This window comes from Kitasatospora sp. P5_F3 (assembly GCF_054049135.1).
The window spans coordinates 13,103-30,401 of the sequence record NZ_JBFUMY010000025.1 but is presented as its reverse complement, the minus strand read 5'-3'; the positions used below and the strand labels follow the sequence as shown (position 1 = coordinate 30,401).

The window sequence follows — 17,299 nt, the reverse complement described above, 5'->3', positions numbered from 1 at the left end:
CATCTGCCCCATGGCTAAGGCACCCGTTCTCACTCCTCAGGCGGACGACTTCCCGCGCTGGTACCAGGACCTCATCAACAAGGCCGAGCTGGCCGACAACGGTCCGGTGCGCGGCACCATGGTCATCCGACCGTACGGCTACGGCCTGTGGGAGCGGATGCAGCAGGAAATGGACGCGCGCATCAAGAAGGCAGGCGCGCAGAACGCCTACTTCCCGATGTTCATCCCGCAGTCCTACCTGACCAAGGAGGCGGAGCACGTCGAGGGCTTCGCCCCCGAGCTCGCCGTGGTCACCCACGGTGGCGGCAAGGAGCTCGACGAGCCGATCGTGGTCCGGCCGACCTCCGAGACGATCATCAACGAGTACTTCTCCAAGTGGGTGCAGAGCCACCGCGACCTGCCCCTGCTGATCAACCAGTGGGCCAACGTGGTCCGCTGGGAGCTGCGCCCCCGGATCTTCCTGCGCACCACCGAGTTCCTCTGGCAGGAGGGCCACACGGCCCACGCCACCTACGAGGACGCGCAGGCGTACGCCTCGATGATCCACACCGCCGTCTACGGCGACTTCATGACCAACGTGCTGGGCATCGACGTGGTGCTCGGCCGCAAGACCGCGAAGGAGCGCTTCGCGGGCGCCATCAACACCCTCACCCTCGAGGCCATGATGGGCGACGGCAAGGCGCTGCAGATGGGCACCAGCCACGAGCTGGGCCAGAACTTCGCCAAGGCCTTCAACACCACGTACCAGCTGCAGGGCGCCGAGCGTGAGTTCGTCTGGCAGACCTCCTGGGGCGTCTCCACCCGGATGGTCGGCGGCCTGATCATGTCGCACGGCGACGACAACGGGCTGCGGGTGCCGCCGCGACTGGCCGCCGTGCAGGCCGTGGTGCTGGCCATCAAGGGCGACGACGCGGTGCTGGCCAAGGTCCGCGAGATCGGCGCCCAGCTGGAGGCAGCCGGCATCCGGGTCGTGGTCGACGACAAGACCGACACCCCGTTCGGCCGCCGCGCGGTGGACTGGGAGCTCAAGGGCGTACCGCTGCGGATCGAGGTCGGCCCGCGCGACCTGGAGAACGGCACCGCGATGCTGGCCCGCCGGATCCCCGGTGGCAAGGAGCCGGTCTCGATCGACGGCCTGGCCGCGCTGCTGCCGGGCATCCTCGAGGAGGACCAGGCGCTGCTGCTCCGTCAGTCCCGCGAGCGCCGGATCTCCCGCACCGTCGAGGTCAAGAACCTGGACGAGGCCGTCGAGGCCGCCGCCACCGGCTGGGGCCGGATGTCCTGGGCCGAGCTCGGCCCGGCCGGCGAGGCCAAGCTGGCCGAGCAGGGTGTGTCGGTCCGCTGCATCGTCGCCGCCGACGGCTCGGTGCCGCTGACGGACGATCAGGAAGGCAACATCGCGATCGTGGCTCGCGCTTACTGATCGCGATCCGACGGGTGATTACCTGACCGGTGCTTACCGATCGCGATCGGTCCGGTCTTTGTGAGTCATCGAGCACGACTAATGCGGTGCGATTGTTGTACCGCTAGCTGACTGTCTGGTGAGACTACTGACCGGTCAACTCCCGGTCGTGCTGAACTAGCGGTACGGTGTACGGCCCGTGGCCCTGTCAATTTCGACGCTGCCACGGGCCGTTCGTCTAAGGGGGCAACCGTCCCCATGGCGATAGCCGAGAGCCTGGCGAGGTTCGCCGGGCCCAAAGTTGCAGGGGGTTGGTCTTGCGTCAGATACGGGCAGCGCAATTCACGCGCGACAGCGCATTCCTGGGAGTTCGCTGGGAATTCCCGGAGAACGGGAACTCGCGGAACATCGGCGCTCACTGCATCGTTGGTCTAGCGTGAGCACGACACAGCCTCTCGTCCTCGCGGCCGAACTGGCCGCCGCCTGGAGTGACATCCAGGCCCATCACCAGGACCTCCCCGACCTCGCCTCGCCTGAGGCCCTGATCGGCGAGTCGTCCTCCGCCTGTGGCAGCCAGCTCGGCTTCGAGCGACTGCTGCACGAAGCCGCCCACGGCCTGGCCGCGGCCCGCGACATCCGTGACACCTCACGGGCAGGCCGCTACCACAACCGGCGTTTCCTGCTGCTCGCCTCCGAGCTCGGTCTGGCGCACCCGGTCGAGCCGCACGCCAGTAGCGGCTTCTCCCAGGTGACCATGCTGATGGAGACTCAGGAGCGGTACTCGGGAACGATCGAGCGGCTCGACCGCGCGCTCGGCGCACACCAGCTCGCCGTCAACGGCGAGGGTGGACACCGCGCGTTCCGCGGCCCGGCGGCTCGGCACGGTTCCTCCGGTGGCGGTGTCCGGGTCAAGGCGATCTGTGGGTGCGGGCGCAACGTCCGGGTGGTGCCGTCGGTGCTGGCTCAGGCGTCGATCGTCTGCGGTGCCTGTCAGCAGCCGTTCCGGATCGCGTGACCGTAGTTCGGCCCCGCTTTCCTGCCGGTGCCAGTGCCGGTGCCGGTGTCCCGTCCTGTTCCTGCCGTCCGTTGCCAGCGGGCTGTGCCGCACGTTCTGCATCACCTGTAGTGCTGAGACTCGGCTCAACCGGGGGCGGGGGCCCTCGGTCGGGCCGACCGGCGCGGTGTGGCAGAATGGACAGCTGAGTACTCGGCAGCCGAGCAGGACCCCTCTCTCCTACGGCTGGCGTGTCCCTTGAACGGCCGCCCTCGCAACCCCACGCGGTGGCAGCGGCTGTTCACCCACGTCAACACCAGGAGAACCCACTCCCGTGGCAGTCAAGATCAAGCTCAAGCGTCTCGGCAAGATTCGCGCCCCGCACTACCGCATCGTCATCGCGGACTCGCGCACCAAGCGTGACGGTCGCGCCATCGAGGAGATCGGCATCTACCAGCCGACCTACAACCCCTCGAAGATCGAGGTCGACACCGACCGCGCGCAGTACTGGCTGTCCGTCGGCGCCCAGCCGACCGAGCCGGTCCTCGCCATCCTGAAGCTCACCGGTGACTGGCAGAAGTTCAAGGGCCTGCCGGCCCCGGCCCCGCTGCTGGTGGCCGAGCCCAAGGTCGAGGACTTCTCGCACCTCTTCGCGAAGGCCGTCGCCGGCTTCGAGGACAGCACCACCGGTGTTGCCATCACCCCGAAGGCCAAGAAGGCGGACAAGGCCGAGGCTGAGGCCGACGCCGCTTCCACCGAGGCCTGAGCGTGATCGAGGACGCCCTCGACCACTTGGTCAAGGGCATCGTCGAGCACCCCGACGAGGTGCAGGTGCGTTCGCGCAACCTGCGTCGGGGCAACACCATCGAGGTGCGCGTGCACCCCGATGACCTCGGCAAGGTGATCGGCCGGGGCGGCCGAACGGCTCGCGCTCTGCGCACCGTGGTCGGCGCCCTCGGCGGTCGCAACGTCCGGGTCGACCTGGTCGACGTGGACAGCATTCGCTGACGCTCGACCGTCAGGTTTCTGGGACCGGCCGGGACGCATGTCGTCCCGGCCGGTCCTTCTGCATTTCCGGGCCGGACGGTGCCGGTTTCCCCGGGCTTTGCCGGGGTGTCGCCTGCGCTTTCTCCTCCTTCCCGTCCTGCTCGGCTTTCTCGCCATTCACCGTCTTTCGGCTCACCGGACCCAACGCATCGCCGGTACAGATTCAGGAGAACGATCACCGTGCAGCTCGTCGTCGGCAAGATCGGCCGTGCCCACGGCATCAGGGGGGACGTCAGCGTCGAGGTCCGTACCGACGAACCCGAACTGCGGCTCGGGCCCGGCGCGGTCCTGCTCACCGACCCGGCCACGGTCGGCCCGCTGACCATCGAGTCGGGCAAGGTGCACAGCGGCCGGCTGCTGCTGCGCTTCGCGGGGGTGAACGACCGCAACGCCGCCGAGGCGCTGCGCGGCACCATGCTGATCGCGGAGATCGACCCGGAGGACCGGCCGGACGATCCCGAGGAGTTCTACGACCACCAGCTGATCGGCCTGGACGTGGTGCTGCTCGACGGCACCCTGGTCGGCGAACTCAGCGAGGTGGTCCACCTGCCGTACCAGGACCTGCTGACCGTCACCCGGCCGGACGGGACCGAGGTACTGGTGCCGTTCGTCACCCGGATCGTGCCGACCATCGACCTGGAGAACCAGCGGGCCGTCATCGACCCGCCGCCCGGGCTGATCGACCCGGCGGAGGCTGTGGTGGTCCGCTCGGACGATGCGGATGCTTCTGATGCCGGTGCTTCGGATGATGTGGCTGGTTCCGAGGGTGAGTGAGATGCGGATCGACGTCGTCACGATCTTTCCGGAGTACCTGGAGCCGCTGAACGTCTCGCTGGTCGGCAAGGCCAGGGCCCGAGGCCAGCTCGACGTGCACCTGCACGATCTGCGCTCGTGGACCACCGACATTCATCGCACGGTCGACGACACCCCGTACGGCGGGGGCCCCGGCATGGTGATGAAGCCGGAGCCGTGGGGTGCGGCGCTGGACGCGGTGCTCGCCGGCGGGCCGGAGGGCGAGGTCCCGACCCTGGTGGTGCCGACGCCGAGCGGGCGGCCGTTCACGCAGGAACTGGCCCAGGAACTGGCCGGACGGCCGTGGCTGGCCTTCGCTCCCGCGCGGTACGAGGGAATCGACCGCCGGGTGATCGAGGAGGCCGCCACCCGGATGCCGGTGGTCGAGGCTTCGATCGGCGACTACGTGCTGGCCGGTGGCGAGGTCGCGGTGCTGGTGATGGTCGAGGCGATCGCCCGGCTGCTGCCCGGGGTGCTCGGCAATGCCGAGTCGCACCGGGACGACTCCTTCGCCCCGGGCGCGATGGCGGATCTGCTGGAGGGCCCGGTCTACACGAAGCCGGCCGAGTGGCGTGGGCGCGAGGTGCCGGAGGTGCTGCTCAGCGGTCACCACGGCAAGATCGCCCGCTGGCGACGGGAGCAGGCGTTCGCCCGGACCTTGGCCAACCGGCCGGACCTGGTCGAGCGCTGGGAGCTTGGCACCTTCGACAAGAAGGAGCGCGAGGCGCTCAGCATCCTGGGGCTTGCCTGGGACGAGAGCCTCGGCCGATTTCGGTCTCTGGCGGAAGCTGTGGAAGAATAGGCGACTGTTGTCTGCCGTCGGACTTCCCTTGTGGAAGTCGGTGGAGCGTTGCCCCCGCCACGGGGGGACCATCGCGAACCGAAGCGGCCCGCAGCACACCCCATTGTGACGAACTTCCGTGGGCGGCCCGTGGCGCCTGCGATGGAGAGCAAAATGAGCAACAAGCTCGCTGCTGTCGACGTGGCTTCGCTGCGCGACGACATCCCGGCCTTCCGCGCCGGTGACACCCTGAAGGTTCACGTCCGGGTCATCGAGGGCAGCCGCTCCCGTGTCCAGGTCTTCCAGGGCGTCGTCATCCGCCGCCACGGCGCCGGCATCGGTGAGACCTTCACCGTTCGCAAGGTGTCCTTCAACGTCGGCGTGGAGCGCACCTTCCCGGTGCACACCCCGGTCGTCGAGAAGATCGAGGTCGTGACCCGCGGTGCGGTTCGCCGCGCCAAGCTGTACTACCTGCGTGACCTCCGCGGCAAGGCCGCGAAGATCAAGGAGAAGCGCGACCGCTGATCCGCTGACCCCGGCCCTGGCCAGGGGTTCAGTACGCTCGGGTCGAGTGGAGTCCCTTCGGGATAGGCTCTGCCCCGATGAGCACGCAAGAACCAGTCGCGGACCGCGACGGCAGTGCCGCACCTCCGGGTGCGGACTCGCCGTCGCGGTCTGCGGTCGTTTCAGGTCCAGGTGTCGGCGGGGTGCCCACCGTCACGGACGGAGCGCCCGGACTGGATGGCGGCCCCGATGCAGCTCCTGGAGGCGACGTCGGAACCTCCGCCGGACTCGCTGAACCAGACCGGTCTGCGGATAGCGCTGAAGCGGCTGAGGGATCAGGAGAGGAGGGGGAAGCCGACGAGAGCGGTTCCGAGCTTCCGAGACGCTGGTCCGCACGTGACCTCCTACGGATCGTCGCGGTCTGCGTCCTGACGCTGATGCTGGTCAACGCGTTCGTCGCCCGGCCGTTCGCGGTGCCCTCCGCCTCGATGGAGAACACGCTGCGACCGGGGGACCGGTTGGTGGTGAACCAGCTTGCCTACGCGTTCGGCGGGCACGTCCGCCGGGGCGAGGTGGTGGTCTTTGACGGAACGGGCTCCTTCCTGCCTTACGCGGAGGAGACGCCGGCTGTGCGACGCTTCCTGTCGGCCGTGGGCCTCGGTTCCGGGAACGGTTCGGTGTACGTGAAGCGTGTGGTCGGCATCGGGGGTGACCGGGTGACGTGCTGTGGGGCGGACGGGCGGCTCAAGGTCAACGGGGTGCCGTTGGATGAGACGGCCTACCTCTATCCGGGTGACGCTCCCTCAGCGGTGCGGTTCGACGTGGTGGTCCCGGCCGGGAAGCTCTGGGTGATGGGGGATCACCGGAGCGACTCCCGGGACTCGCGAGATCATCTGGGGGAGCCGGGCGGTGGGTTCGTACCCGAGAAGAGGGTGATCGGGCGGGCGGACTGGATTGTCTTCCCGATCGGCCACTGGACGTCGTTGGACCGGCCCGCGAGCTTCGCTGCGGTGGAGGGGACGGGTGGCCATGGGGGACAGAGGTAGAGCCAGGACCATCACCACCCCGGCGGCTGTCGATGACCAGGCCGCTGTCCTGGTGACGCCGGTCGGAGCGACGGGGACGGGAGTGGCGGCCGCTCCGGCCCGAGGCCGCGCGGAGCGGCGAAGGTCCGCCCGTCGGGCAGCTCGGCGTAGGCGCCGGTCGTTGCTGCGCGAGATTCCGCTGATAGCCGTGGCTGCGTTGGTGATCGCCCTGGTACTCAAGACTTTTGCGGTTCAGGTCTTCGTGATCCCCTCGCCGTCGATGGAGCAGACCATCCTGATCGGCGACCGGGTGCTGGTGGACAAGCTGACGCCGTGGTTCGGCAGCCGGCCGAGCCGGGGCGAGATCGTGGTCTTCAAGGACCCGGGCGGCTGGCTCGAGCCGGTCCACAAGTCGGAGCAGGACAACTTCGTGCTGCGAGGCGCGAAGCAGGCACTCTCCTACGTCGGGCTGATGCCGTCGGACAACGAGCAGGATCTGATCAAGCGCGTGATCGGTGTGCCCGGGGACACCATTGAGTGCTGTGACGCCAACGGCCGACTGACAGTCAACGGCACACCGCTGGAGGAGCCTTACCTCGCGCCAGGGAACGTGCCGTCGAAGCAGCCTTTCAAAGTCACTGTCCCGGCAGGGCGGTTGTGGGTGATGGGGGATCACCGGGATCTCTCCGCCGACTCCCGCTACCACCTGACCGAGGCCGGCCAGGGCACTATTCCGATGGACAACGTGGTCGGCCGCGCGTTCGTGATCGCCTGGCCGGTTCAGCGGATCGGTCAACTCGGTGTTCCCGCCTCCCTGTCGGCGCTTCCCGTGCGGACCGAGGCGTTCGGGCGTAGCGTTCCGGGGACGAGTGGATACCCGAGCGAGTCTGATCGGGCTAAATCGCCTGGAACTCAACCGGATCTTGCGGAACCTCCGCTCGTTATGGGTGTGTTGGGCGTCATCCCGCTCCTCGTGCGGCCCAGGCGCGCGCGAGTGCGGCGCGCGCCGCCCGTCGGCTGATTCGCCCGTCCTGCCGTGTGGGAGCACGGGCGTCGTGCCCTGGAGTGGTAGAGAAGTGCTGGAGTGCGCGGTGTACGGTCCGATCGCCTCCGGAGGCTGTGCTGGTGTGCCGGTATCAGATCGCCCTGTGACGGGCAGAGCTGATGCGGGCTGACGGTCGGTCACAGAACGTGGTGCCCGCTGTGCGGCACTTTGAGCGCGGGCGCGCGGGCGTCCGCACAGCAGGGAGGAGATGTTGTGGGGGATCTGGTGATCGGTGCCCGTTCCGGGGGCCCTGAGCCCGAGGGCGAAGGCGCTGAGCAGTTGGACGGCTCCGACCGGTCCGCGGACGCCGCTTCGGCGGCCTCGGCTGATGACGAGGCAGGGAGTCCCAAGAAGAAGCCAAAGCAGCGTTCCTTCTGGAAGGAACTTCCGATCCTGGTCGGAATCGCGCTGATTCTGGCTCTGGTGATCAAGACCTTCTTCGTCCAGGCGTTCTCCATCCCCTCGGGATCGATGCAGAACACCCTGCAGATCGGCGACCGGGTGCTGGTCGACAAGCTGACGCCCTGGTTCGGCGCCGAGCCCGAGCGCGGCGAGGTCGTGGTCTTCCACGACCCGGGCGGCTGGCTGAGCGACGAGCCGGCCCAGCAGAGCGACAACGCCTTTGTCCGCGGTGTGCAGGACGTACTCAGCTTTGTCGGGCTGATGCCTTCGGCGAACGAGAAGGACCTGATCAAGCGGGTCATCGCGGTCGGCGGGGACACGGTCGAATGCCAGGGCAGTGGGCCGGTCAAGGTGAACGGGATCGCGCTCGACGAGCCGTACATCTTCCCCGGCAACACCCCGTGCGGGGACAAGCCGTTCGGGCCGGTCCAGGTGCCGGACAACCGGATCTGGGTGATGGGCGACCATCGGGCCGACTCGCTCGACTCGCGGTTCCACCAGGACCAGCCCGGTGGCGGCACCGTGCCCGTGGACAACGTGGTGGGGCGGGCCTTCGTGGTGGCCTGGCCGATCAGCAACTGGGCGACGCTGCCGGTGCCTGACACCTTCGACCAGAAGGGGCTTGCGGCCGCCGCACTGCCCTACGCGCCGCCCGCGGCCGGTGCGGCGATCGCACTGCCTGCGGTCTGGTGGCTGCGGCGTTACCGCCGCTGACCTCCCCGGCTGATGCCGATGAGGTGAAGCAGGGTCTTGCGCGGGCCGTGGTACTGGCGAGTAATCTGCTCGCACGTGCCACGGCCCGCCGGCTTTCCCGGACCCGCCGTGGCCCACCCGTGCGGGTTGCGGGTCGACCTGGAGGTGGCGGCGATGAGTGACGTGATGACCCCGAGGGCTGCCCCGCCGCGTCCGGCGAAGGCCGGACGAAGTGTCGGGGCCCTGCTCCACGGGCTGGTGATCGGGATCGGCTTCGTGCTCCTCGTGGGAGCGTTCGGGGTGCTCGCCGTGCAGTACCGGCCGTACCGGATCCCGACCCAGTCGATGACCCCGACCCTGACCACGGGCGACACGGTGCTGGCCCGGTCGGTGAGCGGCGACTCGGTGGGCAGAGGGGACATCGTGGTATTCCAGAGCGAGCTCTGGGGCAATGTCCCGATGGTCAAGCGGGTGGTCGCGGTCAGCGGTGACACTGTGGTCTGCTGTGACGCGCAGCATCGGCTGGTAGTGAACGATCACCCGATCGACGAGCCGTACCTGGCAAAGCAGCAGCTCAACGACAAGCTGTTCACCACCGTCGTGCCGTCGGGGAGGCTCTTTCTGATGGGCGACAACCGGGATGCCTCGCTCGACTCCCGGAGCCACCTCGACCTGGCGGGCGGCACGGTGGCGACCACCGAGGTGCTCGGCCGCGTCGAGGGGACGGTCTGGCCTGCCGACCGAGCTGGGCTGAGCGAGCGTACGGTGGCCTTCGACGGGCTGGCCGGCCCGACGGCCGCCAAGTCTGGACTGCTCGGGCCCGCCGCGATCACGATGGCGACCGGTGCGGCGATGATCGTGTTGGCCTCGCTGGTGGGCGGTCTTGCCTCGCTGGCCCGACGGTTCCGCCGAGGCTGACCGGCAGCAGCAACAACAGGCGCAGCAGGAACGTCGGGGCGATCCAGGTGACTGCGCGGAGGAGTCGGCGATGGCGGTGGAACGGCGCCGGGCGGCGCGAGTCCTGCTGTTGGACGAGGCGGACCGGTTGCTGCTTTTCCGGGGCACGGATCCGGCGGTGCCCGGAGTGTTCTGGTGGTTCACCCCCGGCGGGGGAGTGGAACCGGGCGAGGAGCTGCGCGCTGCGGCGTTGCGTGAGCTTGCCGAGGAGACCGGCTTGACCGGCGTGGAGCTCGGGCCGGTGGTGGCGTACGACACGGTGTCCTTCTCCTATCTGGAGCAGCGGTACGAGCAGGATCAGTGGTTCTTTCCGGCTCGTACGCGTGAGACCGAACTGAGCATGCCGGAGGCGGCTGAGGCCGAGGAGCATGCCCAACTGCTGACGGCGCGGTGGTGGACGGTGGCAGAACTTCGGGAGACCGAGGAGACGGTCTACCCGTTCGAGCTGGCGGATCTGGTTGAGCGGCTGCTGGCGGACGGCCCGCCAGTCCGGCCGGTACGGCTCTGTGGAAGGGCCGGGTGGTCCACAATGGGGTGGACGTATCGAGTTGAGGGGACACCTGGATGAGTGCCGAAGACCTCGAGAAGTACGAGACCGAGATGGAGCTCAAGCTCTATCGGGAGTACCGGGATGTCGTCGGCCTGTTCAAATACGTGATCGAGACGGAGCGGCGTTTCTATCTCACGAACGACTACGAGCTCCAGGTGCACTCGGTGCAGGGGGAGGTCTTCTTCGAGGTCTCGATGGCGGACGCGTGGGTCTGGGACATGTACCGGCCGGCCCGGTTTGTCCGAAAGGTGCGAGTGCTGACCTTCAAGGACGTCAATATCGAGGAGCTGGCCAAGAGCGATCTCGAGCTGCCCTCGGACGACGCCTCCTTCGGTAACTGAGCGGACAGGACAGCTGCGTTGTCCTCGCGAGGAGACGCTCTACCAGCCTTGGCCTCGATGTCCAGAGGATGTCCGAAAAACCTCCCGCAAGGGTGATTTGGTTATCCACAACCCCTGAGTTATCCACAGAAATCACGAACTCTGGCCCGCTTTCGGACTGATGCGACAGCCTCCTGGCACGGAGGTGATTGCCGTGCAGAGTTCCAACAACGGTCTCGGCCGTTACGGCGAAGAAGTCGCAGCCCGCTGGCTCACTGCGGGCGGGCTGCGAATCCTGGAGCGCAACTGGCGTTGCGCCGAAGGAGAGTTGGACATCATCGCGCTGGACGGGGACACCATCGCCGTCTGCGAGGTGAAAACCCGCTCCGAGCGAGGGTTTCAACAGCCGAGCGAAGGCATCGACCAGACCAAGGCCGCGCGGCTCCGTCACCTGGCCGAGCGCTGGCTCGGTGAGCGCTGGCCCGAGCATTTCGCTCGCCTCGCCGACTCGGTCCAGTCATCGGGAGGGCTACCCGCACAGCTCCCGCAGGAGCAGACAACTGAGGCCGAATCCAGCAAGGCCCGCCCAGGTAAGGGCAGCCGGAGTAACAAGCAGGTCGTAGAGCCCGCAGCACAGGCTCTTCCAGTGCCCTTGCCTCCCGGAGGGGTGCGGATCGACCTGGTTGCCGTGGTCAACCGCCTGAAGGGTGCCGCCCTGGTGGAGCACCTGCGTGGGGCGGTCTGAGATGGCATTCGCCCGCACCTGCTCAGTGGCCCTGGTCGGGGTGGACGGAGTGGTGGTGGAGGTACAGGCAGATCTTGAGCCTGGCCTCGCGACCTTTGCCCTGGTCGGCCTCCCGGACAAGGCGCTGTCCGAGGCCAAGGACCGAGTTCGGGCCGCTGTCGTGAACAGCGGAGAGCCTTGGCCACAGCGGAAACTGACGGTCGGTCTGAGCCCCGCCTCGGTCCCGAAGAGTGGCAGCGGCTTCGATCTCGCTGTCGCCTGCGCCGTCCTGGCGGCCGCCGAACGGCTCGATCCGGCCACCATTGCCGACCTGCTGATCATCGGTGAGCTGGGACTGGACGGTAGGGTCCGGCCGGTCCGGGGCGTACTGCCCTCGGTACTCGCGGCGGCCGACGCCGGGTACCGGCAGGTCATCGTCGCTGAGCAGACAGCGCCCGAGGCCGCGCTGGTCCCGGACGTCTCGGTGCGGGGCGTCCGCAGCCTGCGCCAGCTGATCGCGATCCTCACCGGCGCCCCGGAGCCTGACGAGCCGGCCGACCACGGTGTCGGCCGCAGGGATTCGGCACTGGCCGGGCTGATGCTCCCCGGCGCCGGAGTCCGAGGGCTCACCGCTGAGAGGGCCGCCGAGCTTGACCTGGCCGACGTGGCAGGCCAGCACCAGGCTCGCCGCGCCCTGGAGATCGCGGCCGCGGGTGGGCACCATCTGTTCCTGAAGGGCCCGCCAGGTGCAGGGAAGACGATGCTGGCCGAACGGCTGCCGGCGCTGCTCCCGCCGCTGACCCAGATTGAGGCCCTGGAAGTGACGGCCGTTCACTCGGTCGCGGGGCTACTGCCGACTGACCGTCCACTCATCGACAGCCCTCCGTACTACGCGCCGCACCACTCGACCACGATGCCGGCGATCGTCGGAGGCGGTAGCGGCCTGCCCAGGCCGGGAGCAGTGTCGCTGGCGCACCGGGGCATTCTGTTCCTCGACGAAGCGCCCGAGTTCCCGGTGCGGGTACTCGATGCCCTGCGTCAGCCGCTGGAGTCGGGGGAGGTGACCATCGCGCGCTCAGCCGGTTCGGTGCGGCTGCCCGCCCGCTTCCAGCTCTGCCTGGCGGCCAATCCGTGTCCATGCGGACGCCATTCCCGCCGGGGCGAAGGCTGCGAATGTACCCCGACGATGGTGAGCCGCTATCAGAGCAGGCTCTCCGGCCCCTTGTTGGACCGGGTCGACCTTCAGGTCCAGGTGGAGCCGGTGACCAGAGCAGAGCTGATGGGACAGAGCCGGGCCGAGGGCACCCGGGAGGTGGCGGCCAGGGTGCTGGCGGCCCGTGCGCGAGCTGCCGAGCGGCTCGCCGACACGCCATGGCGAACCAACGCGGAGGTGCCAGGCCACACACTCCGTACGCGCTGGCGGCTTGCCCCGGGCGCACTGGCCGATGCCGAACGGGATCTGGAGCGCGGCCTGTTGACAGCGCGTGGCCTGGACCGAGTGCTCCGCGTCGCCTGGACGGTGGCCGACCTGGCCGGACGTGACCAGCCCACCCGTATCGACATTCGGACGGCCCTGGTGCTGCGCACAGGTGTGCACCGCGGTCTGCCCGAACGGGACCCGGCTGTCCGCTTCGGTGAGGAGCCGGACGCAGACCTCGGCGGCGAGTTCTGAGAGCACGGTCCGACAGCCGGACAGGGGACCGGTGCCGCTCCTCCGAGCATTGCCCGTCCGACCCATTCGATCCGCCCGGCGTTCGATTCGTCAGACCCGTCGTCACCGTGGAGGCGCAGGTGAACCGCAGTAACCAGACCCCGACAGCCCCCGCCACCCCCCGGGCCGCACCAAGGATGCGCCCGTCCATGCCGTCGGCGGCAGAGCCGACACCCCAACCGGCGGCCGATGCCGAGCGCCGCGCTCGGGCCGCGCTCACCAGACTGATCGAGCCCGGTGATGCCGTCATCGGCCGGTGGCTCGGTCAGGTCGGGGCACCCACCTTGGTCGAGGCTATTCACCGCCGTACCGTCCCGGGCTACCTCGACCTGGACGCAGACCGTCTCGGCGCCTACCGCGCCAGGCTCCCGCTGGTCGACGTCGATGCGGACCTGGAACGAGTGGGTGCCGCCGGTGGACGGTTCATCATTCCGGGCGACATCGAGTGGCCGTCCCAGCTCGACGACCTCGGCGACGGCCGGCCCATCGGCCTCTGGGTCCGTGGCACCGGATCTCTGCGGATGCTCGCCCTGCGCTCGGTGGCCATGGTGGGCGCCCGAGCCTGTACCGCTTACGGCGCGCACGTCGCGGGTGAGCTCTCGGCCCAACTGGCCGAGCGAGGCTGGGTGGTGGTCTCGGGAGCGGCCTATGGCATCGACGCGGCAGCTCACCGGGGCGCGCTCGCGGTCGGCGGAGTCACTCTCGGAGTACTCGCCTGCGGAGTGGACGTGGCCTACCCGGCCGGCAACTCGGAGCTGATCGCCCGAATCGCTGCCCAAGGTCTGTTGCTCAGTGAGCTGCCTCCGGGCGAGCACCCGAACCGGTTCCGATTCGTGCTCCGTAACCGGGTGATAGCCGCACTGACCCGGGGCACCGTGGTGGTCGAAGCCGCCATGCGCAGCGGGGCGCTGAGTACCGCTCGTCGGGCCCGTGACCTGAACCGGCACACCATGGGTGTGGCCGGCCCGGTGACCTCCGAGCTGTCGGCCGGGGTCCACGCGCTGATCCGTAGCGGTGGCGCCACGCTGGTGACGGACGCGGCCGAGATCGGCGAGTTGGTCGGCGCGATCGGGGACGACCTGGCGCCACGCCGGTCCGGCCCGGTACTCCCCAGGGACCTGTTGCCTCCACCGGTGGCCCGGGTGCTGGAGGCTGTGCCCGCCTCGGCCGAGGGCGCGCCGGTGGAGCGGCTGGCTCGGCAGGCAGGGCTCTCGCCGGACGAAGTCCTGCAGCGGCTCTACGAGTTGGGATCACTCGGGTTCGTCGAGAGATGTGGCGCGCACTGGCGACTGGTGCGCAACGGCCGAGCTCGGAAGGAGTGACACCGAGGGGTCGGCGCGGAGCGCGCCACGCCGGGTGCACCACCGGTTCGGGCGACGACCGAGTGGCGGTAGCACTGTGCAGCGACTTGGTCACGCTACGCTCGCAGTGGCTTCCCTATCAGCACATGACTCGGCAGAACGGCGCAGACCAACGTATGCCCACACACATTCCCGGACACAGGGTGACCGGCGCTCTCCGGTCCTCGGGAGGGCCAGGGCCGGGGGCCGAGGCACGACCCGCCGCCGAGGCGCAGAGCAGAACGCCAGGGGTGAAGGAGATGACCAGGCAAGCCGGTCGGGTGCGAGCCCGAACCGCGGCGGAGGACACCGCGGTCCAGCTGCCTTCCCGCCCCCCGGCAGCCCGCCGCGAAGCCGAGGCGGCAAAGCCGCCGACGTCAAGCGCAGCAAAGCCTGCTGTTGACGACCGGTCAGCTCTGGAGCTGCTATGGCGCTCGTACAAGGAGACCGGGGACGCCAGACTGCGGGAGCAACTGATCCTGCACTACTCACCACTGGTCAAATATGTGGCAGGCCGGGTCGGAGTCGGTCTGCCGGCCAATGTGGAGCAGGCTGACTTCGTCTCCTCCGGGGTGTTCGGTCTGATTGACGCGATCGAGAAGTTCGACATCGAGCGCGCGATCAAGTTCGAGACCTATGCCATCAGCCGGATTCGCGGTGCGATCATCGACGAACTCCGGGCGCTGGACTGGATCCCACGATCCGTTCGGCAGAAGGCCAAGGCGGTGGAGCGCACCTACGCGACCCTTGAGGCCCGACTGCGCCGCACGCCGCATGAGCCCGAGGTGGCTGCGGAGATGGGTATCGCGCTCGAGGAGCTGCACGCGATCTTCAGTCAGCTCTCGCTCGCCAACGTGGTGGCGTTGGACGAGTTGCTGCACCCGGCCGGGGAGAGCGGTGACCGGCTCAGCCTGATGGACACCCTGGAGGACACCGGCGCCGACAATCCGGTCGAGGTCGCCGAGGACCGGGAGCTGCGCCGTCTGCTCGCCACCGCGGTCAACACCCTGCCGGAGCGCGAGAAGACCGTGGTGACCCTCTACTACTACGAGGGCCTCACGCTCGCCGAGATCGGCCAGGTGCTCGGCGTCACCGAGAGCAGGGTCAGCCAGATCCACACCAAGTCGGTGATCCAGCTTCGCGCCAAGCTCTCCGAGGTGTGCTGAGCCCTACTGGCACACCCAGCAGCCGCGGCAGAGCGTACGTCGAAGTGAATGCGCCGGAGTGTTGCACCACATGCACGCCCGGCGATCCCCATGGCGCTGTCCCGGAAGTTCGTCGGGCTCCGTACAGTAGGAGCGTGCCGAAGATCCAGGCGGCCACGGTGGCCGAGCATCGTCAGCTGCAGCGCGCAGCCCTTCTCGACGCTGCCCGCACACTGCTCACCGAGGGTGGCATGGAGGCGATGACCTTCCCTGCGCTGGCCGCGCGGGCCGGGCTCGCGCGCTCATCGGTGTACGAGTACTTCCGTTCGCGCGCGGCCGTGATCGAGGAGCTGTGCGCGGTCGACTTCCCGCTCTGGGCGGCGGAGATCGAAGCGGGGATGGCGGCCTGCGACACCCCGCACGCCAAGGTCGAGGCCTACGTTCGCGGCCAGCTCGCACTGGCCGCCGACCCCAGGCACCGCGCCGTCGTCGCGATCTCGGCGCTGGAACTCGACGAGGCCGCGCGAGGCCGGATCAGGACGGCACACCACGCGCTGGTCGACCTGGTGGTCCAGGCCTTGCAGGAGCTCGGGCACGAGCAGCCCCGGGTGGCGGCCGCGCTGCTCCAAGGGGTGGTCGAGGCCGCTGTGCGCCAGGTAGAGCGGGTCGGCGAGGAGGGGGCCGGTTCGGTCTCCGACTCCGCCGTGTCGATGGTGCTGCACGGGCTCTGCCCCGCCCACCGGCCCGGCGCCGACGAGACGGCCCCGAAGCCCGCCACCGCCTGAGCGGTGGTCCGGCGCTGAGCCTGCGTCACTTCGCCGTCCAGTGGCAGCAGCCGCGCCTGGCCGGTCCCGAGCAGAGCCAGCGGGTCCAGGTAGCGCTTCCCCCGTAGCAGTCCCCAGTGCAGGCAGCCCGTCGCGCAGTGCCCGACACCGGTCGCCAGTACCCCGATCGGCTCGCCGCCGGCGACGGCCGTGCCGACCGGCACGCTGCCGGTGACAGGCAGATAGGTGGTGCGCAACGGGGGATTCCCCGAGGCGGGGTGAGTCACCGTCACCACCGGCCGGCCCGCGACCATCCCGGCGAACGAGACGACCCCGGGCGCGGCGGCCCGCACCGGCACTCCGACCGAGGCAGTCAGGTCCACACCGCGGTGCCCTGCCGCCCAGCGCACCGGCGGCGGGTCGAACCGCTGGAGCAGACCGCCCGGCCCACCCACCGGCCAGGCGCGTCCGGGCCCCGGACCGACCGCAGGGGCCCCACCCCTACCTCCAACCCCAACCCCAACCCCAACCGCAACCCCAGTCCCGGACGCCGAAGGCTGCGGCAGCCCCACGAACAGCAACGCGGTGAGCAGTGCCACCAGCAGCACCACCACCCGCCGGTCCGGCGGATGCGGCGGGTGCGGCGGCGGCCCCGCGCCCGGTCCGGTGACGATCGGCAGCAACAGCGGAAAGAGAGGAGCACTCATGCCGAGCAGGCTTCCGACCGCCGCCGTCAGTGGCCAGCGCCCCCACCTGTCCTGTGGACAACCCGCTCCTGGGGACATCGGCGTTCCCCCGCAAGGGTGATTCCGCCGGGCGGTCCGCACCCCGCACCGGGCAGTGAACGAAGAGCGTGCGGCCGGTACAGCGCGGTCGAACCCCGGCCGTCCCACCCCGAAAGGTCGGAGTCGCTCCTGGCTCGGGGCTTCCCGTACACTTCACACGCGACCCGGTCTGCCGGGTCGACTTCGCACGCCCCGCCACCGACGGCAGAGGTCACCCCGCAAGGGTGCCGAGGCCCGTTCGGTGCGAGTGCCGCTCGGTCCGCCGAGCCTGGCGCGGTCCAGTCACCGCACAGGCTCAGGTGGCTCGGCACGTCGGGG

Annotated in this window: 18 protein-coding genes and 1 pseudogene; 18 read left to right on the top strand and 1 reads right to left on the bottom strand. The window is 69.3% G+C overall.

Features of this window, described 5'->3' with window-relative positions; all coding sequences use genetic code 11:
- Nucleotides 1-10: 10 nt before the first annotated feature.
- The 18 genes from proS (at nt 11) to ACXJMZ_RS16910 (ending at nt 16,217) form a co-directional block, all read left to right on the top strand.
- The gene (gene proS / locus ACXJMZ_RS16995; RefSeq protein WP_457030880.1) at nt 11-1,423 is read left to right on the top strand and encodes a proline--tRNA ligase; all 1,413 of its coding nucleotides are present in this window, start codon (nt 11-13) and stop codon (nt 1,421-1,423) included.
- Nucleotides 1,424-1,838: 415 nt separating this feature from the next.
- Nucleotides 1,839-2,417, top strand: coding sequence for a hypothetical protein (locus ACXJMZ_RS16990; RefSeq protein WP_057232311.1), 579 nt, complete (start codon nt 1,839-1,841; stop codon nt 2,415-2,417).
- Nucleotides 2,418-2,730: 313 nt separating this feature from the next.
- Nucleotides 2,731-3,162, top strand: coding sequence for a 30S ribosomal protein S16 (gene rpsP / locus ACXJMZ_RS16985; protein ID WP_457030879.1), 432 nt, complete (start codon nt 2,731-2,733; stop codon nt 3,160-3,162).
- Between the two features lie 2 nt (nt 3,163-3,164).
- A complete protein-coding gene (locus tag ACXJMZ_RS16980; protein ID WP_030306741.1) occupies nt 3,165-3,404 on the top strand; it encodes an RNA-binding protein in 240 nt (79 codons plus the stop codon).
- Nucleotides 3,405-3,623: 219 nt separating this feature from the next.
- A complete protein-coding gene (gene rimM / locus ACXJMZ_RS16975; protein WP_457030878.1) occupies nt 3,624-4,217 on the top strand; it encodes a ribosome maturation factor RimM in 594 nt (197 codons plus the stop codon).
- Between the two features lies 1 nt (nt 4,218).
- On the top strand, nt 4,219-5,037 hold the full coding sequence (gene trmD, locus ACXJMZ_RS16970) for a tRNA (guanosine(37)-N1)-methyltransferase TrmD (protein WP_457030877.1): 819 nt from the start codon (nt 4,219-4,221) through the stop codon (nt 5,035-5,037).
- A gap of 153 nt (nt 5,038-5,190) precedes the next feature.
- Nucleotides 5,191-5,541: a 50S ribosomal protein L19 gene (gene rplS, locus ACXJMZ_RS16965; protein WP_057232319.1), complete on the top strand. Its 351-nt coding sequence runs from the start codon at nt 5,191-5,193 to the stop codon at nt 5,539-5,541.
- 182 nt (nt 5,542-5,723) lie between these two features.
- Nucleotides 5,724-6,566 carry a signal peptidase I gene (gene lepB, locus ACXJMZ_RS16960; RefSeq protein WP_457030876.1) on the top strand — a complete coding sequence of 281 codons (843 nt, stop codon included), beginning with the start codon at nt 5,724-5,726 and terminating at the stop codon, nt 6,564-6,566.
- A gap of 160 nt (nt 6,567-6,726) precedes the next feature.
- Nucleotides 6,727-7,566 (top strand): signal peptidase I, encoded by an 840-nt coding sequence (lepB, locus tag ACXJMZ_RS16955; RefSeq protein WP_457030875.1) that lies wholly within the window; start codon nt 6,727-6,729, stop codon nt 7,564-7,566.
- 237 nt (nt 7,567-7,803) lie between these two features.
- Nucleotides 7,804-8,706 carry a signal peptidase I gene (gene lepB / locus ACXJMZ_RS16950; protein ID WP_457030874.1) on the top strand — a complete coding sequence of 301 codons (903 nt, stop codon included), beginning with the start codon at nt 7,804-7,806 and terminating at the stop codon, nt 8,704-8,706.
- 153 nt (nt 8,707-8,859) lie between these two features.
- A complete protein-coding gene (gene lepB, locus ACXJMZ_RS16945; RefSeq protein WP_457030873.1) occupies nt 8,860-9,603 on the top strand; it encodes a signal peptidase I in 744 nt (247 codons plus the stop codon).
- A 70-nt stretch (nt 9,604-9,673) separates the two neighbouring features.
- Nucleotides 9,674-10,210, top strand: a complete 537-nt coding sequence (locus ACXJMZ_RS16940) for an NUDIX hydrolase (RefSeq protein ID WP_457030872.1) — start codon at nt 9,674-9,676, stop codon at nt 10,208-10,210.
- Complete coding sequence (locus ACXJMZ_RS16935) at nt 10,207-10,533, top strand: DUF2469 domain-containing protein (protein ID WP_057232326.1); 327 nt, start codon at nt 10,207-10,209, stop codon at nt 10,531-10,533. Before ACXJMZ_RS16940 ends, ACXJMZ_RS16935 begins: the two co-directional genes overlap by 4 nt.
- A gap of 193 nt (nt 10,534-10,726) precedes the next feature.
- Nucleotides 10,727-11,257, top strand: coding sequence for a YraN family protein (locus ACXJMZ_RS16930; RefSeq protein ID WP_457030871.1), 531 nt, complete (start codon nt 10,727-10,729; stop codon nt 11,255-11,257).
- A 1-nt stretch (nt 11,258) separates the two neighbouring features.
- Nucleotides 11,259-12,908 carry a YifB family Mg chelatase-like AAA ATPase gene (locus ACXJMZ_RS16925; RefSeq protein ID WP_457030870.1) on the top strand — a complete coding sequence of 550 codons (1,650 nt, stop codon included), beginning with the start codon at nt 11,259-11,261 and terminating at the stop codon, nt 12,906-12,908.
- Between the two features lie 188 nt (nt 12,909-13,096).
- On the top strand, nt 13,097-14,269 hold the full coding sequence (dprA, locus tag ACXJMZ_RS16920) for a DNA-processing protein DprA (RefSeq protein ID WP_457030923.1): 1,173 nt from the start codon (nt 13,097-13,099) through the stop codon (nt 14,267-14,269).
- Between the two features lie 269 nt (nt 14,270-14,538).
- Entirely contained in the window at nt 14,539-15,453 is a 915-nt protein-coding gene (whiG, locus tag ACXJMZ_RS16915; RefSeq protein ID WP_457030869.1) for an RNA polymerase sigma factor WhiG, read from the top strand.
- A 134-nt stretch (nt 15,454-15,587) separates the two neighbouring features.
- Nucleotides 15,588-16,217, top strand: a complete 630-nt coding sequence (locus ACXJMZ_RS16910) for a TetR/AcrR family transcriptional regulator (protein WP_457030868.1) — start codon at nt 15,588-15,590, stop codon at nt 16,215-16,217.
- 92 nt (nt 16,218-16,309) lie between these two features.
- On the opposite strand, the pseudogene ACXJMZ_RS16905 reads toward ACXJMZ_RS16910, so the two are convergent.
- A pseudogene (locus tag ACXJMZ_RS16905) lies at nt 16,310-16,903 on the bottom strand (peptidoglycan DD-metalloendopeptidase family protein); the annotation flags it as partial.
- Nucleotides 16,904-17,299: the final 396 nt, after the last annotated feature.

Excerpts from the sequence above, each read along its gene's own strand:
- proS (WP_457030880.1), top strand. The coding sequence starts at position 11 with ATGGCTAAGGCACCCGTTCTCACTCCTCAGGCGGACGACTTCCCGCGC.
- trmD (WP_457030877.1), top strand. The coding sequence starts at position 4,219 with ATGCGGATCGACGTCGTCACGATCTTTCCGGAGTACCTGGAGCCGCTG.
- rplS (WP_057232319.1), top strand. The coding sequence starts at position 5,191 with ATGAGCAACAAGCTCGCTGCTGTCGACGTGGCTTCGCTGCGCGACGAC.
- lepB (WP_457030873.1), top strand. The coding sequence starts at position 8,860 with ATGAGTGACGTGATGACCCCGAGGGCTGCCCCGCCGCGTCCGGCGAAG.
- ACXJMZ_RS16940 (WP_457030872.1), top strand. The coding sequence starts at position 9,674 with ATGGCGGTGGAACGGCGCCGGGCGGCGCGAGTCCTGCTGTTGGACGAG.
- ACXJMZ_RS16935 (WP_057232326.1), top strand. The coding sequence starts at position 10,207 with ATGAGTGCCGAAGACCTCGAGAAGTACGAGACCGAGATGGAGCTCAAG.
- ACXJMZ_RS16925 (WP_457030870.1), top strand. The coding sequence starts at position 11,259 with ATGGCATTCGCCCGCACCTGCTCAGTGGCCCTGGTCGGGGTGGACGGA.
- dprA (WP_457030923.1), top strand. The coding sequence starts at position 13,097 with ATGCCGTCGGCGGCAGAGCCGACACCCCAACCGGCGGCCGATGCCGAG.